Source organism: Bradyrhizobium sp. USDA 4011 (genome assembly GCF_054063415.1).
Genome location: NZ_JBSSGG010000001.1, coordinates 641,056 through 662,785, shown reverse-complemented (window position 1 = coordinate 662,785; position 21,730 = coordinate 641,056). Strand labels below are relative to the sequence as shown.

21 protein-coding genes and 3 pseudogenes are annotated in these 21,730 nt (G+C 66.0%); 11 read left to right on the top strand and 13 right to left on the bottom strand.

Features of this window, described 5'->3' with window-relative positions; translation table 11 throughout:
* Window positions 1–97 precede the first annotated feature (97 nt).
* Window positions 98–1,361: pseudogene (locus ACVW1C_RS03380) on the top strand (serine hydrolase domain-containing protein).
* Between the two features lie 7 nt (window positions 1,362–1,368).
* On the opposite strand, the gene ACVW1C_RS03375 reads toward ACVW1C_RS03380, so the two are convergent.
* From ACVW1C_RS03375 to ACVW1C_RS03360, 4 genes are all read right to left on the bottom strand, one after another.
* Window positions 1,369–1,866 (bottom strand): peptide deformylase, encoded by a 498-nt coding sequence (locus ACVW1C_RS03375; RefSeq protein ID WP_456757168.1) that lies wholly within the window; start codon window positions 1,864–1,866, stop codon window positions 1,369–1,371.
* 69 nt (window positions 1,867–1,935) lie between these two features.
* Window positions 1,936–2,808: a bifunctional helix-turn-helix transcriptional regulator/GNAT family N-acetyltransferase gene (locus ACVW1C_RS03370; protein ID WP_456757167.1), complete on the bottom strand. Its 873-nt coding sequence runs from the start codon at window positions 2,806–2,808 to the stop codon at window positions 1,936–1,938.
* Between the two features lie 99 nt (window positions 2,809–2,907).
* Window positions 2,908–3,768, bottom strand: coding sequence for a DMT family transporter (locus ACVW1C_RS03365; RefSeq protein ID WP_456757166.1), 861 nt, complete (start codon window positions 3,766–3,768; stop codon window positions 2,908–2,910).
* The gene (locus ACVW1C_RS03360) at window positions 3,765–4,274 is read right to left on the bottom strand and encodes a MarR family winged helix-turn-helix transcriptional regulator (RefSeq protein WP_456757165.1); all 510 of its coding nucleotides are present in this window, start codon (window positions 4,272–4,274) and stop codon (window positions 3,765–3,767) included. The genes ACVW1C_RS03365 and ACVW1C_RS03360 overlap by 4 nt, the downstream gene beginning before the upstream one ends.
* 214 nt (window positions 4,275–4,488) lie before the next feature.
* Between ACVW1C_RS03360 and ACVW1C_RS03355 the strand changes: the two genes are divergently transcribed.
* A complete protein-coding gene (locus ACVW1C_RS03355; RefSeq protein WP_456757164.1) occupies window positions 4,489–5,286 on the top strand; it encodes a DUF899 domain-containing protein in 798 nt (265 codons plus the stop codon).
* A 34-nt stretch (window positions 5,287–5,320) separates the two neighbouring features.
* On the opposite strand, the gene ACVW1C_RS03350 is transcribed toward ACVW1C_RS03355, so the two are convergent.
* On the bottom strand, window positions 5,321–6,223 hold the full coding sequence (locus ACVW1C_RS03350) for a LysR family transcriptional regulator (RefSeq protein ID WP_456757163.1): 903 nt from the start codon (window positions 6,221–6,223) through the stop codon (window positions 5,321–5,323).
* Window positions 6,224–6,318: 95 nt separating this feature from the next.
* Here ACVW1C_RS03350 and ACVW1C_RS03345 point away from each other — a divergent pair, with 95 nt between their 5' ends.
* Genes ACVW1C_RS03345 through ACVW1C_RS03335 form a run of 3 tightly spaced genes read left to right on the top strand, consistent with a single transcriptional unit; the run spans window position 6,319 to window position 8,240 of the window.
* A complete protein-coding gene (locus ACVW1C_RS03345; RefSeq protein ID WP_456757162.1) occupies window positions 6,319–6,876 on the top strand; it encodes an N-acetyltransferase family protein in 558 nt (185 codons plus the stop codon).
* On the top strand, window positions 6,873–8,051 hold the full coding sequence (locus ACVW1C_RS03340) for an MFS transporter (RefSeq protein WP_456757161.1): 1,179 nt from the start codon (window positions 6,873–6,875) through the stop codon (window positions 8,049–8,051). The genes ACVW1C_RS03345 and ACVW1C_RS03340 overlap by 4 nt, the downstream gene beginning before the upstream one ends.
* A 15-nt stretch (window positions 8,052–8,066) precedes the next feature.
* Window positions 8,067–8,240 carry a hypothetical protein gene (locus ACVW1C_RS03335; protein ID WP_456757160.1) on the top strand — a complete coding sequence of 58 codons (174 nt, stop codon included), beginning with the start codon at window positions 8,067–8,069 and terminating at the stop codon, window positions 8,238–8,240.
* A gap of 6 nt (window positions 8,241–8,246) precedes the next feature.
* Here the strand turns inward: ACVW1C_RS03335 and ACVW1C_RS03330 are convergent, their stop codons facing one another.
* Both ACVW1C_RS03330 and ACVW1C_RS03325 read right to left on the bottom strand, forming a co-directional pair.
* Window positions 8,247–8,756, bottom strand: a complete 510-nt coding sequence (locus tag ACVW1C_RS03330; protein WP_456757159.1) for a DUF1993 domain-containing protein — start codon at window positions 8,754–8,756, stop codon at window positions 8,247–8,249.
* Window positions 8,757–8,776: 20 nt separating this feature from the next.
* Entirely contained in the window at window positions 8,777–10,213 is a 1,437-nt protein-coding gene (locus ACVW1C_RS03325; RefSeq protein WP_456757158.1) for an MFS transporter, read from the bottom strand.
* 123 nt (window positions 10,214–10,336) lie between these two features.
* On the opposite strand from ACVW1C_RS03325, the gene ACVW1C_RS03320 reads away from it, so the two are divergent.
* On the top strand, window positions 10,337–11,248 hold the full coding sequence (locus ACVW1C_RS03320; protein ID WP_456757157.1) for a LysR family transcriptional regulator: 912 nt from the start codon (window positions 10,337–10,339) through the stop codon (window positions 11,246–11,248).
* A 21-nt stretch (window positions 11,249–11,269) separates the two neighbouring features.
* Here ACVW1C_RS03320 and ACVW1C_RS03315 read toward each other — a convergent pair.
* A pseudogene (locus ACVW1C_RS03315) lies at window positions 11,270–12,173 on the bottom strand (LysR family transcriptional regulator).
* A 214-nt stretch (window positions 12,174–12,387) separates the two neighbouring features.
* Here ACVW1C_RS03315 and ACVW1C_RS03310 point away from each other — a divergent pair.
* Window positions 12,388–13,905: an MFS transporter gene (locus ACVW1C_RS03310; protein ID WP_456757156.1), complete on the top strand. Its 1,518-nt coding sequence runs from the start codon at window positions 12,388–12,390 to the stop codon at window positions 13,903–13,905.
* Between the two features lie 51 nt (window positions 13,906–13,956).
* On the opposite strand, the gene ACVW1C_RS03305 is transcribed toward ACVW1C_RS03310, so the two are convergent.
* Both ACVW1C_RS03305 and ACVW1C_RS03300 read right to left on the bottom strand, forming a co-directional pair.
* Window positions 13,957–14,361, bottom strand: a complete 405-nt coding sequence (locus ACVW1C_RS03305; protein ID WP_456762989.1) for a cupin domain-containing protein — start codon at window positions 14,359–14,361, stop codon at window positions 13,957–13,959.
* A 96-nt stretch (window positions 14,362–14,457) separates the two neighbouring features.
* Window positions 14,458–14,859 (bottom strand): Ohr family peroxiredoxin, encoded by a 402-nt coding sequence (locus ACVW1C_RS03300; protein WP_057019809.1) that lies wholly within the window; start codon window positions 14,857–14,859, stop codon window positions 14,458–14,460.
* 147 nt (window positions 14,860–15,006) lie between these two features.
* On the opposite strand from ACVW1C_RS03300, the gene ACVW1C_RS03295 reads away from it, so the two are divergent.
* Window positions 15,007–15,474 (top strand): MarR family winged helix-turn-helix transcriptional regulator, encoded by a 468-nt coding sequence (locus ACVW1C_RS03295; RefSeq protein WP_456757155.1) that lies wholly within the window; start codon window positions 15,007–15,009, stop codon window positions 15,472–15,474.
* A gap of 148 nt (window positions 15,475–15,622) precedes the next feature.
* Window positions 15,623–16,114: an EF-hand domain-containing protein gene (locus ACVW1C_RS03290; RefSeq protein WP_456757154.1), complete on the top strand. Its 492-nt coding sequence runs from the start codon at window positions 15,623–15,625 to the stop codon at window positions 16,112–16,114.
* Window positions 16,115–16,122: 8 nt separating this feature from the next.
* Here the strand turns inward: ACVW1C_RS03290 and ACVW1C_RS03285 are convergent, their stop codons facing one another.
* On the bottom strand, window positions 16,123–17,466 hold the full coding sequence (locus ACVW1C_RS03285) for an ATP-binding protein (RefSeq protein ID WP_456757153.1): 1,344 nt from the start codon (window positions 17,464–17,466) through the stop codon (window positions 16,123–16,125).
* Window positions 17,463–18,185, bottom strand: a complete 723-nt coding sequence (locus ACVW1C_RS03280) for a response regulator (RefSeq protein ID WP_456762988.1) — start codon at window positions 18,183–18,185, stop codon at window positions 17,463–17,465. The genes ACVW1C_RS03285 and ACVW1C_RS03280 overlap by 4 nt, the downstream gene beginning before the upstream one ends.
* Window positions 18,186–18,473: 288 nt before the next feature.
* Between ACVW1C_RS03280 and bamA the strand changes: the two genes are divergently transcribed.
* On the top strand, window positions 18,474–21,011 hold the full coding sequence (gene bamA, locus ACVW1C_RS03275) for an outer membrane protein assembly factor BamA (RefSeq protein ID WP_456757152.1): 2,538 nt from the start codon (window positions 18,474–18,476) through the stop codon (window positions 21,009–21,011).
* A 74-nt stretch (window positions 21,012–21,085) separates the two neighbouring features.
* On the opposite strand, the pseudogene ACVW1C_RS03270 reads toward bamA, so the two are convergent.
* Window positions 21,086–21,352, bottom strand: a pseudogene (locus ACVW1C_RS03270) (AAA family ATPase); the annotation flags it as partial.
* Window positions 21,353–21,372: 20 nt separating this feature from the next.
* Between ACVW1C_RS03270 and ACVW1C_RS03265 the strand changes: the two are divergent.
* Window positions 21,373–21,606, top strand: a complete 234-nt coding sequence (locus tag ACVW1C_RS03265) for a hypothetical protein (RefSeq protein WP_456757151.1) — start codon at window positions 21,373–21,375, stop codon at window positions 21,604–21,606.
* The last annotated feature ends 124 nt before the right edge of the window (window positions 21,607–21,730 follow it).

Sequence of the window (21,730 nt, the reverse complement as noted above, 5' to 3'; positions counted from 1 at the left end):
CGCGCTCGCGGCGCCGGTCACCCCGGCTCAAACGCGGGATGTGTCTCATGCCGTCGCGTGATACGGATTCCGCATCGCAGCTCTGGAGCCAGCCTTGATGTCCGTCGCAGCCGCCGCCAATCAGCAACAGAATCCCACCGCCGCCGAGTCCGATCCCGAGACGCTCGGCTGGATGCAGGGCTTTCCGCCGCCGCAGGACAAGACGATCACATTCCAGGACGGCTCGTTCCGCAGCTTCCCCGAATTGCGCTGGGCCTGGAGCAACATCCGCCAGCTGGTGCCGACCGTGAGTGTCTGGCGCGGGGCGGGGCCGGCGTCGGTGCTGCCGCGTGCAGATCACGACATCGGCGCCTCCGCGTCGGTGACGATGGACGGCCGCCCGCAGACGTTCGCGCGCATGCTCGAGGAGAGCTATGCCGACGGCATCGCCGTGCTGCACCGGGGCAAATTGATCTACGAGCGCTATTTCGGCGCGTTGAAGCCGCACAAGCCGCATATCGCGATGTCGGTGACGAAGTCGTTCACCGGCGTGCTCGCAGGCATGCTGGTCGCCGAAGGCAAGATCGATCCGCAGGCGCCGGTCACCGACTACGTACCGGAGCTGAAGCCAAGCGCGTTCGGCGACGCGCGCGTGCACGAGGTAATGGATATGACCACGGGCCTCAAGTACACCGAGGTCTATACCGACAACAATTCCGACGTATGGGGGCTGCGGCGTGCCAACGGCATGGCGCCGATCCCGGCAGGTTATGAGGGCGCCACCAACATCTTCGATTTCCTCTGCGCGCAGACCAAGCAGGGCGAGCACGGCAAGGCCTTCGCCTACAAGACCGTCAACACCGACGTGCTGGCCTTCATTTGCCGGCGCGCCAGCGGCATGAGCCTGTCGGACCTGCTCTCGGAGCGGATCTGGGCGCCGATGGGCGCGGAAGAGGATGCGCATTATCACGTCGACCGCATCGGCACCGAAAGCGGCGGCGGCGGATTGTCGACGACGCTGCGCGATCTCGCGCGCTTCGGCGAGACGATCCGCAATCACGGCCGCTTCAACGGCCGCCAGATCGTGCCGTCGACGGGTCGTCGAGGACATCGCGCGCGGCGGCGACCCCGAAAAATTCAAGCCGGCCGGCTATACCACCTTGCCCGGCGCCTCCTACCGCAATCAGTGGTGGGTGACGCACAATGCGCACGGCGCCTACATGGCGCGCGGCGTGCATGGCCAGGGCATCTATATCGATCCGAAAGCCGAGATGGTGATCGCACGCTACGCCTCGCATCACGCCGCCGGCAACGCCGCCAACGACCCGGTGACGCTGCCCGCGTACATGGCGCTGGCGAAAGATTTGATGGCGGGAGGGTGAAGTCGGCTCACGCGCGCGACATCTTCTCGAACCGCTTGATCAGGCGCTCCCGCTTCAGGCGGGACAAGCGCCTGATCCAGAACACGCCGTCGAGCTGATCGACCTCGTGCTGATGGCAGACCGCGCGCAGCCCATCCGACTCCTCGGTCTGCATGTTGCCGTCGAGATCCTGATAACGGATGCGGACCCGCGCGTGGCGCTCGACCTCGTCGGTGACGCCGGGCATCGAGACGCTGCCCTCCTTGTGCAGGATCATCTCGGGCGAGGTCCAGATGATCTCCGGATTGACATAGGTCCGCGGGCCCTCGCGCGCGTCGAGCTCCAGCACCACGACCCGCAGCGCCACGCCAATATGCGGCGCGGTGATGCCGATGCCGGGCGCGGCGCGCAGGGTCTCGAGCAGATCCTGCGCCAGTTCGCGCAGCGCGTCGTCGAACATGGTCACCGGCTCGGTGGGCAGCGCCAGGCGCGGATCGGGATAGCGGACGATGGGGCGAATGGTCATGGGAGCGTCATAGGCCAGCGCAGGACGCCGGACAACACGCGCATGCAGATGCCGCGTGCGGTGCGTCGCTCAGAGATGCTTTTCGAAGAACAAATCAGGGTAGGGGTCGTCGTTGAAGCGCGGGATCTCGGTCCAGCCGCTCCGGCGATAGAGCTGGCCGGCTTCGGCCAGCGCGCTGTTGGTGTCGAGCCGCAGCACCGTGATGCCGAGCTCGCGCGCGGCCTTCTCGGCGGCGTCCATCAGGCGGCGGCCGAGGCCGAGGCCGCGCGCGCTCGGCGCGACCCAGAGCCGCTTGATCTCCGCGAACTCACTGCTGCTGCCTTTCAGCCCGACGCAGCCGATCGGCAGGCCGTCGGACATCGCCACGACGAAGCTGCCGCGCGGGCGGACCATGTCCTTCGCATCGGGGTCGCGCGACAGCTTGACGTCAAAACCCTGTTTGAAGCGCCGCGCCAGCTCGGCGTAATATTCGTCGAGGCAGTAGCGCGCCGCATCGCTGCGCGCGTCCATCTCCTGCAACGCCGTGCCGTCGCGCCCGAGCGCCGAGGCGATCAGATCCAACGCCGAAAGCAGCGCATCGCGCTGGGTATGGTGGGCGAGAAATTCCTTGGCCTGCCGGTTGGAGATCGCCTCATACGCGTTGAACTCGCGCTTGCCCGCCGGCGTCAGCTTCGCGATGCGGCGGCGCGCATCGTCGCCATGCGCCGTGGTCTCGATCAGCCCTTCGTCCTCGAGGCTGCGCAACAGGCGGCTCATCAGGCCGGAATCGAGGCCGAGATAATCCCTGATATCGCCCACATCCGTGCGGCCGTGTCCGATCGCGTTCAGCACCCGCGCCGCGCCGAGCGGCCGGCCGCGGCCGAGGAACGAGGTGTCGAGCGCGCCGACGGCGGAGGTCACGGCACGGTTGAAACGACGGACGCGGGAGACAGGGTCGAGCATATATCTGACTTTAGTCAGATATCGTCGCGGCGTCAATCGGCGGCCGATGCCGTTGATGGAGCCGGTGCGAACCTGCTGCGAGCCGGATATTGCTGGAACCTAGCCCCGCGCCAGCACCAGCACGTTGCCGGCAAGGATCGCGGCGGCGCCGGCGAGCACCGGCCAGCCCAGCACGAGATGCTCGAACAGCGCCGACAGCACGAGGGCCACGAGCGGCACCAGCGCGAGCGTATAGGCGGCGCGGCCGGGACCGAGCCGGCGCACCAGCTCGAAATAGAGCATGAAGGTGACGCAGGAGGCGGCGACGGCGAGATAGAGGAAGCTCGTCAAATAGGAGAGCGAGACGTCGGCGGCAAACTGCGTGCCGGTCGCGACGGCCCAGAGCGCGCTCGCCGCCGCGCCGACCAATGCGCCCCAGGCGAGCACGGAGACGACGGGCAGTCCGGCGCGCTGGTTGCGCGCGCCGACGGTCGTCCCGGCGCCGGTCGTTATCGCCGCCGTGAGCGCCCAGGCGAGACCCGCAAGCGGTGCGGCGCCATGCGCGGTGGCGCCGGGCAGGAAGATGATCGCAAGCCCAAGGATGCCGCACAGCGCGCCCCACATGAAGCTCGACGAGATCGGGACGCCGAGAGCGGCCCGCGCGATCACGGCCGCGAACAGCGACGATGTAGACAGCACCAGCGCCGCAAGTCCGCTCGGCATCCGTGCGGTTGCTTGATAGAACGCGATGAAGGCAATGGCGAAGAACAGCAGGCCTTGCAACGCGACGGCCAGCCGGTCCTTGCGCGGGATCGCGAGCGGCACGCCGCGTAGCCCGCCGTAGCCGAGCAGGATGAGGCCGGCGAGCACCATGCGCAGCGCGACCGACCACGGTGCGGGCGTGACGCCGGCCTGCATCGCGGTTGCCAGCGCGCCGCCGCCCCACAGCAATGCGGTCAGCGCGAACAGTGCGGCCGTCATGGCGTACCGGCGTCGTCGAGCAGCGCGCGCCAGCCGACGGCGTCGATCCGCGCACTCTCTCCCTCGAGCCGGGTGAGCGCGGAATCAAGTGTTGTCCGCTCGCTCTCCGACAGGCGCGCAAGCAGCCGTGCTTCGATCGCGCCGCCCAATGCGGCGATCCGGTTGAAGGCGGTCCGGCCGTTGCGGGTGATGCTGACCGCGGCGAAGCGGCGGTCGGTCTTGCCGGGGCGTCGCACCGCGAAGCCGAGCTCTGTGAGCTGGCCGATGCCGCGGCTGACGGCGAACGGGTCGAGTGCGCAGGCGCGGCCGATTTCGGAGGCGTTGGCCGCACGACGCTCGGCGATGACGGCGAGGATACGCCAGCCGGCCTGGCTCAATCCGAACGTCTCGCTGTAAAAGCTCTCGAGCGGGCGGGCGACCTGCGCCGCGACGAGGAACAGGCGATAGGGCAGCCAGGTGCTGAGCTTTAGGCCATCGTCGGATGCGGGGGCAGCGGTTTGCTTCATGGCGGTGAGGCTCGCACACATAATTGCAAAGTGCAAGCAATATGCAAGGAGATTGAAGCGATCGGAGCGCATGCGCGAAAATCCCGACACACTTGTCACTCCCATCATCCGTTGCCGCCGCGCCAGATTGCGGCATGGCCAATGACGAACGGCCTCGGCGCGGGAACCGCGCCGTGGTCGCGGAGTTCGTCCAATTCGAAAGATGGAGATCATCATGAGCAAATCGGCTGAAAACGGTCGCGGCAGACTGGCGGCAATGCAGACCCCGCCCGTAGTGTCGCGGGAGGCATGGGAGGCGGCGCGCCTGGAGATGCTGGTGAAGGAAAAGGCGCAGGTGCGGGCGCGCGACGCGCTCGCCGCCGAGCGGCGGCGGATGCCGTGGATGGCGGTCGAGAAGGCCTATGTCTTCGAGGGACCGAACGGCAAGGCGAGCCTGCTCGATTTGTTCGAAGGCCGCCGGCAGCTGATCATCTACCGCGCGTTCTTCGAGCCCGGCGTGTTCGGCTGGCCGGATCACGCCTGCCGCGGCTGCTCGCTCGGTGCCGATCAGGTCGGCCATCTCTCGCATCTGAACCAGCGCGACACCACGCTCGCTTACGCCTCGCGCGCGCCGCAGGCCGATATCGCGCGGCTGAAGGCGCGGATGGGTTGGGAGATGCCGTGGTACACGATCACCGACAGTTTTGATGCCGACTTCGGCGTCGCCGAATGGCACGGCCACAACGTGTTCGTCCGCGACGGCGAGCGGATCTTCCGCACCTATCTCGTCAACAGCCGTGGCGATGAATCGATGGGCACGGTGTGGAGCTATCTCGACATCACGCCGTTCGGCCGCCAGGAGCTCTGGGAGGATTCGCCGAAAGGCTACCCGCAGGGCCCGACCTACAAATGGTGGAACTGGCACGACAATTACGAGGCCGAGGCCGCGCCGAATGCGAAGTGGGCCGCCGTGACCGACGCCGGCGAGGCCGCGTTCCGCAAGATCGCGGAGCAGGAACGCAAGGCGACTTGACGGGGGTGGAGCAGGGAGGACGCGCGGCGTCCTCCTACCGGCCGTCGCCCTTCGCGCCCGCGAGTCCCTTCAGCGCCGACAGCGTCTGCCGGAGCCCGCGGTCGAGGCGTTTGTCGCGGCGGATCACGACGGCGAGCCGGCGGTAGAGCTTTGGCGACAGCGACCGGACGATCAGGTCGCGCTGCTTGGTCTTGGCCGGCACCGCCATGCCCGGCAGGATCGCGCAGCCGAGGCCGGCGCGCACCATCTCCTTGATCGCCTCGACGCTGCCGAGCGACATCAGCGGCTTCAGCGACACGCCACCGCGCGCCAGCCATTCATCCGCGGTGCGCCTTGTGTTGCCGCCGGGCTCGAACAGCAGGACCGGCCTGGTCGCCAGCACCTCCGGCGTGATCCGCGCCGGCAGCTTCATGTCGTGCGGCGCGATCAGCACGAACTCGTCATTCATAACGGGGGTGATCTCGAAGCTGCGCCCCGACACCGGCAGCGTGACCAGCCCGACGTCGATCGTGTTGTCCTCGACCGCCCGCGCGATCTCCGCCGTGTTGCCGGTCGTGACCGTGATCTCGAGCGAGGGCAGCGCGGCGCGCAGCTCCTTCAGGATCGGCGGCAGCAGGAAGATGCAGGCGGTCGCACCGGTGCCGAGCCGCACGCGGCCTGCCGTTCCCGTGGTCTGCTGCGCGACGGCGTCGACCGCCGATGTCACCGCCGCGCTGATCTGCTGTGCGTGCGACAACAACGCGACGCCGGCGGCCGTTGGCCTCGCCCGTCGTCCGACCCGCTCGATCAAGGTCGCATTCAGGCTCTTCTCGAGCTGGCGTACCTGGAGGCTCACCGCGGGTTGGGTGAGCTGCAGCCGCTCGGCCGCGGCAGAGAAGCTGCCGCAGTCGATCACGACGGCGAAGCTTTCGAGATAGTCGAGGTTCAGGTTCTTCATCAAAGTATCTCTTATGCTACGCATAAGCTGTCAAAGCTTCACTTATATAACGCGAGGGCGCATGCTCGGGCAATATTGACGGCGGGTGAGAGCGGATGGCGGCAGGCAGCAACGGCGTCATGGTGCGCGACGCGGCGGACGACGACATGGCTTACGTGCAGGGCATCTACGCCCATCACGTGCTCAATGGACTGGCGACCTTCGAGGAGGTGCCGCCGACGGTGGACGAGATGCGCAGCCGCCGGAACGCCGTGGTGGCCGCGGGCCTGCCGTATCTGGTGGCTGAGGTTGACGGTCTTGTCGCCGGCTATTGCTATGCGACGGCGTATCGGCCGCGGCCGGCCTATCGCCACACCATCGAGGACTCGGTCTACGTGTCCGACGGGCTGCACGGCCGCGGTATCGGCGTGGCGCTGCTTCAGGACTTGATCGCGCGCGCCGAAGCGGGGCAGTGGCGGCAGATGCTGGCCGTGATCGGCAACAGCGGCAACGCCGGATCGATCGCGCTGCACCGTCGCATGGGCTTTCAGCCGGCGGGCACCCTGACGTCAGTCGGCTTCAAGCTCGGGCAATGGGTCGACACCGTGCTGATGCAGCGGCCGCTCGGGCCGGGCGCTTCCACGCTTCCCGCTGAGAGGGAATTGCCACGGTGATCGCCCGCCGCGTTGTGGCCGCCCTCGGGCTGGCTCAACTGATCTCGTGGGGCGCGACCTACTATCTGATCGGCGGCTTCGGCGAGCAGATATCAGCGGATCTCGGCTGGGGGCGCGACATCGTCTACGGCGGATTCGCCGCGGCGCTGTTGGTGATGGGTGTGGCGTCACCGCTTGCGGGGAGATGGGTGGACAGAAGCGGCGGCCGGGAAGTCATGGTCGCAGGCGCCGTGATCAACACGCTCGGCTGCGCCGGTCTCGCGGTCTCGCATCAGATCAGCACCTATTTCGCATCCTGGATCGTGCTTGGCCTCGGCATGCGGCTGACGCTGTACGATGCGGCGTTCGCCGCGCTGGCCCGGATCGGCGGACCGGAGGCGCGCCGCGCGATGTCCGGAATCACCCTGCTCGGTGGCCTGGCGGCCACGGTGTTCTGGCCGCTCGGCCATATGCTCTCGGAGCATTTCGGCTGGCGCATCGCCGTGTTGGTCTATGCCGGCCTTGTGTTGTTGACGGTCCCGCTGCATCTGCTGATCCCGAACAAGCGATTTGACGGCGTGCCGGGTTCCGCAGCGGTGGTACTCAAGCCACCGCGCGCCGCCGGCGGTCAGCAACTTGCGGCGGCCGGCGCGCTCTATGCCGTGATCATGACCGGCGCGAATTTCCTGAATGCAGGCTTGTCCGCGCACATGATCGCGGTGCTCGCCGGGCTGGGGCTCACCGTCACGGTAGCCGTATGGATCGCGACCCTTCGGGGCATCGGGCAATCCGCCGCGCGTCTCTGCGAAATCCTGTTCGGTGCACGGCTCGATCCGCTCGCGCTCAATTTGATAGCGTGCCTGATCATGCCGCTGTCGTTCATCGCCGGACTGTTCAGCGGAACGGCGAAGGAGATGGGGATCGCCTTCGCGCTGCTCTACGGCGCCTGCAACGGCATTCTGACCATCACCAGGGGAACGCTGCCGCTGATCCTGTTCGATCATCGCAGCTATGGCACGCTGGTCGGCCGGCTCATCGTTCCGAGCTTCATCCTGCCCGCGGCGGCGCCGCTGATCTATGCGATCGTGATCGACCGGTACGGCGATGCCAGCGCGCTCTATCTCTCCACCGGCCTTGCCGTGACGACGTTGCTCGCGGCCGCGATGCTAAAGGTGATGTTCCCCAAGACGTCGTGAGGAGGACTAGCTGCGATGAGCGGCGCAAGTTGGCGCGAGCGCAACGTGCCCGTCTACGGCATCTATCCCTATCCGCTCGACGACGACCTCCGGAGCCGGAGGCATGGCAACGACGAAAGGATCGGCGTCGAGGCCATCAAGCAGGGGACGGAGTGGGTCTACAACGCGCTTCGCGAGGTCGCGAAGTAATAGCGCTCAGTTCGAGATGTAGTTACCGAGAAAGTCACGCTTGCCGAGCGGCACGCCGCGATGGCGCAGGATGGCGTAGGCAGTGGCGACGTGGAAGAACAGGCTCGGCAGCGCGAAGCCGTACAGATAGCGCGCTGCCGGCATTGGCGGGACGCCGAACGGCAATGTGATGGTGCGTTCCGCCGCTCGGTCGAATGCCCGAACCGGGACCGTGTCGATGTAGTCGAGCGTTCGCAAGATCCGGGCGTGAGCCTCGGCGAGGATCTGTTCGTCGTCGGCAAAGGGCGGTGGCTCGAGGCCGGCGAGCCGCCCGGCAGCGCCCTTGGCGTGATCGCTGGCCCGCTGCACCTGGCCGACCAGCGTCAGCATGTCGGGCGCCAGCCGTGCCGCCAGCATGGCGTCGGGATCGAGACCGCGTTCGCGGGCGTGGGCCTCGCCCTTGCGCAGCAGATCGGCAAGCGCGTCGAGCATCTGCCGGAACACCGGAACCGAGGCATCGTATAACGGGGCGTTCATGGAATTGTCCTCGTCTCAACTCAAGCAGAAGGCTCGCGCGGCAGCCACAGCGATAGCCAGCCGCCGAGCGCCAGCAGCGCGACATTGCAGCCGAGCGCGACTGTGAAGGCGTGCGCATAGTCTTCGGCCTGCGGATGCGGTCCGAGCAGGCTGTAGAACACGCCGCCGATCACAGCGACGCCGAGTGCGGCGCCGATCTGGAAGGTCGAGATCATCATCCCCGATGCCAGCCCGGCGTGACGCGGATCGATGCTGCCGATCACGGCCTTGATGACCGACGGCATCACGGTGCCGAAGCCGAGCCCGCCGCAGATCAGGCCGAATTCAACGCTTTGGGGCAGCGTGCCACTGACCGACAGCATCACGACACCGAAGCCGATGACTTGGAGCGCGAAGCCCAGCGTCAACGTGCGCGCGCCGAGCCATTGCATCACCAGCGACGACACCAGCGAGCTCACGAAGAAGCCGGTGGCAAAGGGCAGGGTGGCGAGGCCGGCCGCCAGCGGTGAAAAATGCAGCCCGCTTTGCAGGTAGACCGCAAAGGTCAGGTAGAACGACGACAGCATGTAGAAGGCGAGCGCTATCACCAGCCCGATGACGAAATCGCTGTTGCGCAGCAGATGCAGTGCGACCAGCGGGTCGCCGCCGCGGGCTTTCAGGCGCGCCTCGAAGCGGACGAAGGCAGCGAGCATCAGCGGAGAGGCCAGCAGCATCGCGACGATCCGGGCCGGCCAGCCGGATTCTCTTCCCTCGATCAGCGGATAGACCAGGAAGCCTAGCGTGAGCGACAGCAGGATGACGCCGCCGATGTCGAGCCGTTGGGCATGCTCGGCACGCGAGTCGGTCAAGAACAGAAGTCCGCCGATGAAGGCGGTGAGGCCGATCGGCACGTTGATCAGGAAGATCGCCTGCCAGGCGAGCCCGAACGGATGCGCCGAGACCAGGACGCCGCCGAGCACCTGGCCGCAGATGTTGGCAAGGCCGAACGTTGCGCCGTAGAAGCCGAGCGCGCGGCCCTGTTCGGCCGCTGGAAACAGCACGCGGATCGAGGCCAGCACCTGCGGCGCCATCACGGTGGCGGTGAGGCCCTGAAGAATCCGTCCGGCGACAAGCACGGTGGGCGACCATGCGATGCCGCACAACACCGATGCGATCGTGAAGCCGGCGACGCCGGTCAGGAACATCCGTCGCCGCCCCAGAAGGTCGCCGAGCCGGCCGCCCGTGATCAGGAATACCGCGTAGGTCGCGGCATACGCCGAGATCACGAACTGCACCTCGCTCGGGGTAGCGCCGAGATTGTCGCGAATGGCCGGTAGCGCGAGGTTGACGACGTTGAAGTCGAGGATCGGCAGGAAGGCGCCGGTGAGCAGCACGGGCAGCGCCAGCCATCGCCGCGGGTCGACCGTTGCCGGCCCCGTGTCGTGCAATTGCAACGTCTCGGTGGTCTCGCTTGTCACCCGCCAGCTCCTCTGCGTTGCCGGCGCGGCGCACGGGGTGCGCCCGTCGGCCAAACTTTTCGGAAGATGGCCTGTCAGTTTGTGATAAGTTATTCATCAAATGTGCCAACCGAATTTGCAAAAATGAACAGCCCGCTCGACTGGAATGATCTTCGCCTCGTCCTCGCGATCGCGCGGGAGGGCAGCCTGTCCGGGGCGGCGCGTAGGCTGGGCGTGACGCATTCGACGGTGTTCCGCCGCCTCGGCACGATCGAAGCAGCGATCGGCACGCGCCTGTTCGAGCGCTTCCGCGATGGTTACGCGCCGACTCCGGCCGGCGAGACGGCGGCGTCGTCGGCGGCCCGGCTCGAGGATGAAGTGCTCGCGCTCGAGCGCAGGCTGGCGGGACAGGACCTCAGGCCGTCAGGCCCGGTCCGGATCACGACGACGGATACGCTCGGCGCGGTGCTGATGCGGCATCTGCCGGCAATGCGCGCTGCGCATCCGGAGATCCAGCCGGAGATCGTCATCTCGAATGCGATGGCGAACCTGACGCGCCGCGAGGCCGAGATCGCGATCCGGCCGACGCCGGCGCCGTCCGAACTGCTGGTCGGGCGGCGCGTCGCCGATATTGCCCATGCGGTCTACGGATCGCGGACCTATCTCGCCCGGCATGACGACAAGGATCTGTCGGCACATGACTGGGTCGGGCTCGACGATGCGCTGGCGGCAACCGTCATCGCCGGCTGGATGCGCGAGAACCTGCGCTCGGCGCGCTTCGCCTGCCGCGTCGACGCGCTTCCGGCGCTGCGCGATGCCGCGGCCGCGGGACTGGGGCTGGCGTTGCTTCCCTGCTATGTCGGCGATCTCGCGCCCGCGCTGCGCCGCCTGACACCCAAGGCGCTCGCCGAGCCGCGATCGGCGCTGTGGCTGTTGACGCATGACGATCTCAAGCGCACCGCGCGCATCCGCGCCACGCTGGATTTTCTGGCCCAGGCGCTCGCATCGGAGCGCGCGCTGTTCGAGGGAAGGCGAGCCGGCCGCGAGCGGCGATAGCCGGCAGGGGACGCGGACCGTTCACATCTCGAGCACTTGCGCCGGGATGGTCCGTGCCTTGCGATCCGCAGGCAACCGATGATGCTCGCGAAATGCACTGACGATGGTCTTCAGTGCGGCGCGGGATCTCGCATCCGAGAGCGCGGACAGCAGTACGATCTCGGAGGGCGGCAGGGCGGGCAGGCCGAACCGCCGGCTGACGTCGATCGTCCCGGCCGGCGCAAGCCGGCAGGAGAACACCGAGGTGGCAAGGCCGGCGGCCACCGCATCGGCGACGGCAAACGATCCGCAGCCGAGGAAGCTTTCCGTCCACGGGATGCCCGCTGACGCGAGCGCGCGGGTCGCGATGTTGAGCACGCCGCAGGATGGCGAGGAGGCGGCCAGCCGCAGCGGTTCACCCGCGCGATGGACAAAGTCCGGCGTGGCGAACCAGCCATAGTGATCGGTCGCCAGCCTCTCGCCGTCGCGGCGGTCGTCCTCGCGGCGGATGATGGCGGCGTCGATGTCGCCGCGATCGAAGGCGGTGAGGAGATCGCGGGAATCATCGAGCCTGACCTCGATGGTGAGCGCCGGGTCATGCGCGTGCAGCCGCGCCAGCAGGGTTGGAACCTCGGCGCCGCCGACATGGCTGGCGATGCCGAGCGAGAAGCGGCGGCTGCGCGCCGGCGACAGCCCCGCGATGGCACGATCATGCGCGGCGAGCAGTTCGCGCGCGGGTGTGAGGAACGCAACACCCTGCGCCGACAGGCGCACCAGCCGCGGTGTGCGCTCGATCAGCCTGTGGCCGACCTGGCGCTCCAGCCGCTTCAGCTTGACGCTGATCGCGCCCCTGCGTGGTGCCGAGTGTCTCGGCGGCGCGCGTGAAGCTCTTGAGATCGGCGATGGTCACGAAAGCCTTGACGGCATCGACATCGAGTGTGGTCATATCAGTCATCCGGAATTGTTGTCTCTGAAATATCTAGTCATCCAATTCACCAATGCTCAAGCCGTGACTAGCTTGGGGCTGTGAAGCGCTGCGGCCACCCGATTCCTGCCGTTGCTGCCTCAATACATCGTGAGTCGATCGACCGACGTTGCTGCCAGCACCCTGGCAACAGCGTGCGGTATGCCGTTGGCTTGCCACAACAAAAGGCCTGATCATGTCCACTGAACTGAGCCGCCGCGGCGCTGTCGTACTGTCCGCCGTATGCCTTGCCTGCCTCATGTTTGGATTGGAGATTTCCAGCATCCCCGCGATCCTGCCGACGCTGGAGCGGGTGCTGCATGCCGACTTCAAGGCGCTGCAATGGATCATGAACGCCTACACGATTGCGGTCACCACGGTGCTGATGGCGATCGGGACGGTGGCAGACCGCTACGGGCGCAAGCGCATCTTCCTGGTCGCGATCGCGGCGTTCGGCATCACCTCGCTGATCTGCGGTGTCGCCCAGAGCGTCGAACTGCTGATCGTCGCCCGGTTCCTGCAGGGGCTGAGCGGCGGCGCGCTGTTGATCTGCCAGATCGCCGTGCTCTCGCATGAATTCCAGGGCGGCCGCCTGCGCGCCGTCGCCTGGGGCTGGTGGGGTGTGATCTTTGGCATCGGCCTCGGCTTCGGCCCGATCATCGGTGGCGCCGTCGCCGCGCTGCTGAGCTGGGAGTGGGTGTTCCTGGTCCACGTGCTGTTCGCAGCCGTCGCGTTCGTGCTCACGATCGGCGGCGTGCATGAATCGAAGGACCCGAAAGCGAGCAGCCTCGATGTCGCCGGCATCGTGACGATGTCGCTCGCGGTGTTCTGTCTCGCCTTCTGCATCACGCAGGGGCCGGATCTCGGTTTCGTCAGCCCGAAGGGGCTTGCAATCCTCGGCGTTTCCGCCGCGAGTTTCATCGCGTTCCTGGTTGCCGAGAGAATCAGCCGGCGGCCGATGTTCGATTTCTCGGTGTTTCGGATTCCGGCTTTCTCCGGTTCGATCGTCGGCTCGGCCGCGATGAACCTCAGCTATTGGCCGTTCATGATCTATCTGCCGATCTGGTTTCATGCCGGCCTCGGCTATGACAGCGTGTCCGCCGGCCTTGCGCTGCTCGCCTATACGCTGCCGACGCTGGTGATGCCGCCGTTCGCCGAGCGCCTGTCGCTGCGTTATCAGCCGGGCCTGATCATCCCGGCCGGTCTGTTCACCATTGGCATCGGATTCATGCTGATGAAGTTCGGCAGCGCCGCCGCACAGCCCGACTGGCTGACGATGCTGCCGGGCTGCCTGATCGCCGGAATCGGCCTCGGCATCACCAACACACCGGTCACCAACACGACGACCGGCTCGGTCTCGAGCGACCGCGCCGGCATGGCCTCCGGCATCGACATGAGCGCGCGGATGGTCTCGCTTTCGGTCAACATCGCCCTGATGGGTTTCATCCTGGCGAGCGGCGTGCTGGCGCATCTGAAGGCCGTGCTGCCGTCGATGGACGGCGCGCAACTCCGCAGCATCGGGGAGCGGATCGCGGCCGGTGATGCCGCATCCGCGCCGGAGCTGACCGGCCCTGTCGTGCACCAGGCGCTGGCCAGCGGCTTTGGCTGGGTGATGCTCTATGGCGGCATCGGCGTCTGGATCATGGCCGCGATCAGCTTCCTGATCTTTAACGCTCGGCCGGTGCGGCAGGCCGAAGTTCAGGGCACCAAGTGAACCTGATGTCGCCGCGCTCGCCCCGGGACAGGGGCGGGCAGGCGTCATCGGTCACTTCACGAGGGTCAGCAGCGGCTTGTCCTTCTCGACGATATAGGTCGCAAGCTCGCTGGCAGTGACGCTGCCGACGTTCCTTGCCGCATGGATCGTGCCTGCGGGGATGAACAGCACGTCGCCAGCCTTCAGCGTTGCCGGCGGTCGGCCGTCGACATCGTATTCGAGGGTCCCGGCGAGCACGTAGATAACCTCTTCGCCGGGATGCGCATGCCGGCCGAATGCCTCGCCGGGCGCTATGTCGACACGCACCTGGACGGCTTCGCGTCCGGGTGCGCTCAGGTCATGGCGCTGCAAATCGGTTCGCGTGAACCCGGCCGGCTGCTGCGCCTGGGCCGTCGGTATCGTCAGGAAACTTCCGGCGATCAGGGCCGCTCTTGCGAGCAGGCGCGTCGCCGTCATCAGCTTGCTGGTCATCTTGAACTCCGGGGTTGTCTTCTGGACTTGTCCGACCGCGGACCGGCAGGGGTCCGCGTCGGAGGTCGTCATGCGATCGTCTCAAACGAGGGTGGTGGTGACGTCGATGTTGCCGTGGACCGCCTTGGAGTAGGGGCAGATGCCGTGCGCGGCTTCGATCAGCTCCTGGGCAACCTCGCGCTCGACGCCGGGAACGTGGACGTTGAGGCGCGCGCTCAGGAAGAAGGCGCTACCGGCCTGGTTCAGATCGATCTCTGCGTCGACCTCGGGCTCGCTCGCCAGCTTGACCTTGCGCTGTCCGGCGGCGAGCTGGATCGCGCCGATGTAGCAGGCCGACCAAGCGGCGGCGAACAGGTTTTCGGCGGCGGGGTGCGGCTGCGGCAGCTTGACGTCGAGGAAGCCGTCGCGCGAGCGGGCGGCGCCGTTCGGGCCGGCGGTGACGTGGGTCTTTCCGGTGACGAGAACCTTTGCATTGGCGGTCATTGCGAGCTCCTTTGGTTGAATATGTATCGTGTCCGATCTAATCGGATGCGCGTTGAAATAGGCCTCGCGCTTGACCATGTCAAGCACTTCCGATTTAATCGGATGCGATTTATATTGACCGAGACTTCACAAACTCCGGAGAAGCCCGTGACCCGCACCGCCAAGGCCGAGACCAAAGGCCGAAAACTCTCGAATTTTCTGTGCTTTGCGGTCTATTCGGCCAATCTGGCCTTTGGCCGCGCCTATAAGCCGATCCTGGACGCCGTCGGCCTGACCTACACCCAGTACATCGCCATGATCGCGCTGTCGGAGGCCGACGAGCAGACCGTGAGCGAACTCGGCGAGAAGCTGTTCCTGGAATCCAACACGCTGACGCCGATCCTCAAGAAGCTGGAGCAGAGCGGCTATATCAGCCGCGTCCGCGATCCCGCCGATGAGCGGCAGGTGCGGGTGAGCCTGACGGCGGCGGGCCGGCGCCTGCTCGACAAGGAGATCAACGCGTCTCTGGTCGACGCCACCGGGCTCGGCGACGAATTTCCCATCGTGCAGAAGAGCGTGGTCAGGCTGCGCGACAATCTGCTGCACCACACGCGCGGCGACCCGAAGAAGGGCTGATGCTGCGGCAGCGGCGCGCCGATACTCCACGACGTGCCGCCGGACCAAATTGTAACGGGCTGTATCCGCGCCGCGTCGTTCCGCATTTTCGCCACGGCGCAACCGGCAACTCCGCTCCGCTTAGGGATGACGCGGAGGAGAATTCAGCTTGCGCAGAATGTTGCCATCCGTCTGCGGGATGATCGCGACGGCGAGCTTGCTTTGGACGACAGTGCCGATCGCTCTGGCGCAACCGGCTTCACCGGATCGAGCACCGCCATCGCAGCGCGCGGGCGGCGATCGTTCGCCGGCGGTCGCGGCCGAGATCTGGGACGCCAATCATGATGGCGTTTACACCTGCGACGAGTGGAAAGCCTATCTCGGGCGGCTGTTCGATCGCGCCGACCGCAATCACGACGGAAATCTTGCCCCGGCCGAGTTCGAGGGCGTTCGCCGCGCCGGCGGCCCGCTCGCCGATGCGGATTTCGGCTATTTCGACGAGAACCAGGACGGCAAGATTGCCCGCCGCGAGTTCGTCGAGAAGCCGAACGAATTCATCCTGCAGAACGACAAGAACGGCGACTGCCGCGTCACGCCGGAAGAGCTGAAGGATTCCGGAACCGACCAGAAGCGGCCGGGCGGCAAGGGCAAGCGATCCTGAAGTTCGGTCTAATCGGAAACGAGTTCGCGAAGCGCGGCACGAGACGGGCTTGCCCCGCTTCGATCCGATCCAAGATGCACGGCCGCTGGCAGTTCGATGCGGACGAGTAGGCCGTGCGGCGTATTGTCGTGCAAGGACAGCTCGCCACCGTGGCCGCATACCATGGCCTGAGCGATCGAAAGGTCGAGCCCGAAGCCGCTCTTCTCGTCCATGGTGCGGGCCTCGTCGCCGCGGACGAAGGGCTTCAACATCTCGGCCCGGCGGTGCTCCGGAATCCCCGGGCCGTCGTCCGATACGTCGATGGTGGCGTGATCGGCGGATGCGGTCAGCCGGATATCGACCTCGCTGCCGAACCGCAGCGCATTCTCCACCAGGTTCGTCACGGTCCGGCTGATATCGCTGGGGCGGATCAACAGCGAAGCCCTGAGCGGACCGTGGTAGCGCACGACGTGGCCGCAATCGGAGAACTGCTCGCTGATCGTCTGCAGCAGGGCGGCCATGTTCACGAGGGTCGGCTTCGCCGCGCTGCCGCCGCTCAGGAATGACAGCACCGATTCCAGCATGGCCTGCATCTGGTCGAGGTCGTGCAAAGTCTCCGCGCGCTGGGCGTCGTTCTCGATGTATTCGGATCTGAGCCGCAGCCGGGTGATCGGCGTTCGCAAATCGTGACTGATGGCGGCGAGCATGCGCGTGCGATCATTCATCAGCGTGGTGATGCGCTCGCGCATCCGATTGAGAGCGACTGCGGCGGCGCGGATCTCCTCCGGGCCGGTCTCGGCAAGCGGAGCGGCCGCCTGGCTGATGCTGAAATTCTCGGCGGCGCGGGCAAATGCCGAGAGCGGAGCACTGAGCGCGCGGCCGGCCCACACGCCGAGCAGCGTGACGCTGACGAACAGGAACAGGAATGTGCTGACCCAGAACACGCCGAAGAAGGGCGGCATTTTCGTCGGCCCGATCGTCGCTTCGAACAGGGCCCCGTCCGGCAACCGTACCGCCGCCGGCGTGGTCTTCGACGAAAGCTCATCGACATCGTCGACGCCCGGCACCTCGGACGAAGCATCGCCGGACAAGCCTGGAGCTGCGTCGCGCAATGTGAAATGCAGCCGGGGAAACGCCCGGTCGGCAGCCTGCAACAGCGCTGCGCGTTCGGCCGCAGGGGCCTCCGCGAGAAGCCTTGCAACCAGCTGGAACTGACGGATCGGCCTGTTCGCAAACGATCTCGGTTTCTGGCTGGTGAAATAAAGCCCGATCAGCGCATGGATCAACACCAGCGAAAACAGGACCAGCGCGGCGATCTGGCCGCTGATCCGGCGGAAGCTGAAGAGCGCGGCAATCCTGCGGGTCCAGCTCATGCATCCTCCACATGCGGCGTGAAGATGTAGCCGCCGGTGCGCACCGTCCTGATCACCGACGGTCCTTCGCCGATATCGAGCTTGCGGCGAAGCCGGCTGACGAGCACGTCGATGCTGCGCCCGAATGGGCTGGCCGGCCGGCTGCGCGTCATGGTCAGGAGGCCATCCCGCGTTAGGATCCGGCCGGGCCGTTCGCAGAACGCCTGCAGCAGGTCGAACTCGGCGCTGGTCAGCGGGACCTGGGCGCCGTCGGGATCGCGCAGTTCGCGCAGGCGAAGATCGATGGTCCAATCCTGGAAGCGCAGGCGCGCGGCGCTCTGGCCGGAGCGTCCGGCAAGACCGGCCTGGGCCTGGCGGCGCAGCACCGCGTTGATCCGCGCCAGCAACTCGCGCGGATTGAAGGGTTTGGCGAGATAGTCGTCCGCCCCCATCTCGAGCCCGAGGATCCGGTCAAGGTCTTCGCCCTTCGCCGTGAGCATGATGATCGGAATCGTCGAGTCGCTGCGAAGGCGCCGGCACAGCGTCAGTCCGTCCTCTCCCGGCAGCATCAGGTCGAGCACGACGAGATCGAGGGAGTGTCCGGCAAGGTAACGATCCATTTCCTTGCCGTTCGAGGCGGTGGCCACCAGGCACGATTGGTCGCGCAGGTAACGGGCAATCAAGTCTCTGGTCGGCAGATCGTCCTCGACGACCAGGATTTTTGGCGTATGTGCGAGCATGGTTTGCGACTGGACCTCGTCATCAGGGCATTTGCGCGCATTGCAGCGCGCTGGCTTAGCCACCAATCGACCAGCATGCGCATCGCTTGTGGGCGGCATTGCGCCTTTTCGTAAGCATAGTGTTTCTGGGCTGTAAGCAGCGCTCGCGGCCGGAAACAAAACCGGGACCGGGGCTGCGTCGTACAACGCTCACAGTCCCCAATCACTGGAAATAATCCCGCAATCCAGCAGCCACACCGCAGCCATCACGATCCCGTCACAATGGGTGGCTTGTTCGCGAGGTGTGGAATGAAGACGTGGCGAAGCTTTGTCGCGGCGATTGTGCTGACGGGATTCTCGATCCCGGCGACGTCAGTGGTCTGGCCGGTGACTTGGCCAGTCACTTGGCTGTTGTTGGCGCCGGTGGCGGCCCAATCGGTCGATGCGATCGCGATCGAAGGCAATCGGCGGGTCGAGGCGGAGACCATCCGCTCCTATTTCAGGCCGGGGCCGGGCGGTCATCTCGATCAGGCTGCTATCGACGATGGGCTCAAGGAGCTGGTCGGGACCGGGTTGTTCCAGGACGTCAAGATCAATCACACGGGCGGACGGATCGTGGTCTCGGTCGTCGAGAACCCGGTGATCGACCGCGTCGCGTTCGAAGGCAACAAGAAAGTCAAGGACGAGCAGCTCTCGGCCGAAGTGCAATCCAAGCCGCGAGGCACGCTGTCGCGACCAATGGTGCAGTCGGATGCGCTGCGGATCGCCGAGATCTACCGCCACTCGGGCCGCTACGACGTGCGCGTCACGCCCGAGATCATCGAGCGCTCGAACAACCGCGTCGACCTCGTCTTCACCGTCGACGAAGGCGCCAAGACCGGTATCAAGACCATCGAGTTCATGGGCAACAACGCCTTCACGGCCGCGCGCCTGAAGGATGTGGTCAAGACCCATGAAACGAACTTTCTGAGCTTTCTCGGCAGCGCCAACATCTATGACCCCGACCGTGTCGAGGCCGACCGCGACTTGATCCGCCGCTTCTACCTGAAGCATGGCTATGCGGACGTGCAGGTGGTGGCCGCGCTCGCCGAATATGACCGCGAGAGCAAGGGTTTTCAGGTCACGTTCAAGATCGATGAGGGGCAGCAGTACCGCGTTGCGACGGTGAGCTTCCGCTCGACTGTTGCGGGCTTCGATCCGGGCATCCTGCGTTCGCTTTCGCGGGTCAGCGAAGGCTCGCTGTACAATGTCGAAGCGATCGAGAAGTCGGTCGAGGATATGCAGATCGAAGCGTCGCGCCGCGGCTACGCCTTCGCGGTGGTCCGTCCGGACGGCGACCGGAACTTCGAGGCCCACACGGTGGGAATCACGTTCCGCGTGGAGGAGGGGCCGCGCACCTATATCGAGCGGATCGACATTCGCGGCAACGGCCGCACGCGCGATTACGTGATCCGGCGCGAGTTCGATCTCTCCGAGGGCGATGCGTATAACCGTGCGCTGGTCGATCGTGCCGAGCGGCGGCTGAAGAATCTGGACTACTTCAAGACGGTCAAGATCACCACCGAGCCCGGCTCATCGAGCGATCGGGTGATCCTGATCGTCGATCTGGAGGAGAAGTCGACCGGCGACTTCTCGGTCTCGGGCGGTTACTCGACGACCGACGGCGCACTCGCCGAGGTCAGCGTCTCCGAAAGCAATTTGCTCGGCCGCGGCCTGTTCGCGAAGGCGACAGTCAGCTATGGCCAGTATTCGCGCGGCCTGTCGCTCTCCTTTGTCGAGCCGTATCTGCTCGACTACCGCGTCGCGCTCGGGCTCGATGCGTATTACAAGGAGCAGCTGCCGACCGACTACACGACCTATGGCGTGAAGACGATCGGGTTCGCGCCGCGGCTGGGTCTCGCCTTGCGCGAGGACCTGACGCTCCAGCTGCGCTATTCGCTCTATCAGCAGGAAGTCTCGCTCGATAGCGCCTATAACAACTGCAACAACAATGCCTCCAACACATCGCTCGCGTTCAATCCGACGCCTGCTTACATCAAGGATGTGCTCGGCGGCGTCGATCCGACCAACTCGGTCTCATCAGGACTCTATGGATATGGTTGCTACGGCGACGGCGAATCCACCTTGCCCGTGCGCAAGGAGCTGGCTGCGGGCGCGACCTGGACCTCGCAGATCGGCTATACGCTGACCTACAACACGCTCGACAACAACAAGAACCCGACCGACGGCCTGCTGATCGACTTCAAGCAGGATTTTGCCGGCGTCGGCGGCGACGTGACGTATCTGAAGAGTGCGGTCGATGCGAAATACTACACGCCGCTGGTGTCCGACCTCATCGGCCTGATCCATCTGCAGGGCGGCGTGCTCACCAAGGTCGGCGACAACGATCTGCGTATGCTGGATCATTTCCAGATGGGGCCGAACCTCGTGCGCGGCTTTGCCACCAACGGCATCGGGCCGCGTGACATCACTTATGCGAGTTTCGGGGCGGTCGGCGATGCGCTCGGCGGCACCAAGTACTGGGGCGCCTCGTTAGAGCTGCAGATGCCGTTCTGGTTCCTGCCCTCGGAGGTTGGGCTGAAGGGGGCGGTCTACGCCGATGCCGGCTCGCTCTGGGGCTACGAAGGACCGACGTCGTGGACCGCGACCGGCGAGGTCAACACGCCGGCGTGCCCGACCTGCGGCTTGCAATACGACGACAACAACGTGGTACGAACCTCGGTGGGTGTCGGCCTGATCTGGGCGTCGCCCTTCGGTCCGCTGCGCTTCGACTACGCCGTGCCGATCACGAAAGGCAAGTACGACATTGTGCAGGAATTCAGGTTCGGCGGCGGGACGTCGTTCTGAGGCGATGGTTTCGCTTGCAGCTCGACGTCGAGCAGGGCGTTCACGCATCGTGGGGCCGCGGAGTGACGGCCTGATCAGGCTACAGGCGGGGTGACATCACCGAGCGTCGCAAGCAGGAAATCGGCGCGCGCGGATGGCGATATCTTCGGCAGGTCGATGACGTCGTAGCCGAGCATGGGAAGCGTCTCCATCAGCCGCTGATACTCGGCCGTCGCGCCCTCGAAGCCGTGCCGTCGCTCCGCGTCGGTAACGTAGATCTCGGGCCATGGCGGCGTCATGAACACGCGCGCGTGGTAGCGATTGTCGGAGCAGACCGGGTGCAACACCGGTTCGCCCGTCAGCCGGAGATCAGGACGAAGCGATGATCGCACTCAAGGCGGCGGCCGAGAAGGCCGGCAAGCTCGACAAGGAGGCCATCATCGACGCGATGGCGGGGCTCACCATTGCGTCGCCGACCGGGCTGGTGACGCTCGGCCGGGATCATCACGTACCGATGAACACGTTCCTCGCCAAGACGCAAGGGACCGAGCTGGTGCAGGTTCGGCCGCTCGGCGTGATCGCGCCGCAGCCCGGATGCAGTTTGGCTGATCGCTGACGGTAGCCCGGGTATCGCGATAGTTGCCCTTGGAGGTCACCACGGCCGCAAAAAAAGTGAGCCAGGGCGATCGTCCGCTGTCGGTTCCACCCCGGTCCGTTCGTCTTTCAGCCAGAACGCACTG

Coding starts and splice junctions, on each gene's coding strand:
- ACVW1C_RS03375 (WP_456757168.1), bottom strand. CDS start 1,866: ATGACCATTCGCCCCATCGTCCGCTATCCCGATCCGCGCCTGGCGCTG.
- ACVW1C_RS03370 (WP_456757167.1), bottom strand. CDS start 2,808: ATGCTCGACCCTGTCTCCCGCGTCCGTCGTTTCAACCGTGCCGTGACC.
- ACVW1C_RS03365 (WP_456757166.1), bottom strand. CDS start 3,768: ATGACGGCCGCACTGTTCGCGCTGACCGCATTGCTGTGGGGCGGCGGC.
- ACVW1C_RS03360 (WP_456757165.1), bottom strand. CDS start 4,274: ATGAAGCAAACCGCTGCCCCCGCATCCGACGATGGCCTAAAGCTCAGC.
- ACVW1C_RS03355 (WP_456757164.1), top strand. CDS start 4,489: ATGAGCAAATCGGCTGAAAACGGTCGCGGCAGACTGGCGGCAATGCAG.
- ACVW1C_RS03350 (WP_456757163.1), bottom strand. CDS start 6,223: ATGAAGAACCTGAACCTCGACTATCTCGAAAGCTTCGCCGTCGTGATC.
- ACVW1C_RS03345 (WP_456757162.1), top strand. CDS start 6,319: ATGGCGGCAGGCAGCAACGGCGTCATGGTGCGCGACGCGGCGGACGAC.
- ACVW1C_RS03335 (WP_456757160.1), top strand. CDS start 8,067: ATGAGCGGCGCAAGTTGGCGCGAGCGCAACGTGCCCGTCTACGGCATC.
- ACVW1C_RS03330 (WP_456757159.1), bottom strand. CDS start 8,756: ATGAACGCCCCGTTATACGATGCCTCGGTTCCGGTGTTCCGGCAGATG.
- ACVW1C_RS03320 (WP_456757157.1), top strand. CDS start 10,337: ATGAACAGCCCGCTCGACTGGAATGATCTTCGCCTCGTCCTCGCGATC.
- ACVW1C_RS03310 (WP_456757156.1), top strand. CDS start 12,388: ATGTCCACTGAACTGAGCCGCCGCGGCGCTGTCGTACTGTCCGCCGTA.
- ACVW1C_RS03305 (WP_456762989.1), bottom strand. CDS start 14,361: ATGACGGCGACGCGCCTGCTCGCAAGAGCGGCCCTGATCGCCGGAAGT.
- ACVW1C_RS03300 (WP_057019809.1), bottom strand. CDS start 14,859: ATGACCGCCAATGCAAAGGTTCTCGTCACCGGAAAGACCCACGTCACC.
- ACVW1C_RS03285 (WP_456757153.1), bottom strand. CDS start 17,466: ATGAGCTGGACCCGCAGGATTGCCGCGCTCTTCAGCTTCCGCCGGATC.
- ACVW1C_RS03280 (WP_456762988.1), bottom strand. CDS start 18,185: ATGCTCGCACATACGCCAAAAATCCTGGTCGTCGAGGACGATCTGCCG.
- bamA (WP_456757152.1), top strand. CDS start 18,474: ATGAAGACGTGGCGAAGCTTTGTCGCGGCGATTGTGCTGACGGGATTC.
- ACVW1C_RS03265 (WP_456757151.1), top strand. CDS start 21,373: ATGATCGCACTCAAGGCGGCGGCCGAGAAGGCCGGCAAGCTCGACAAG.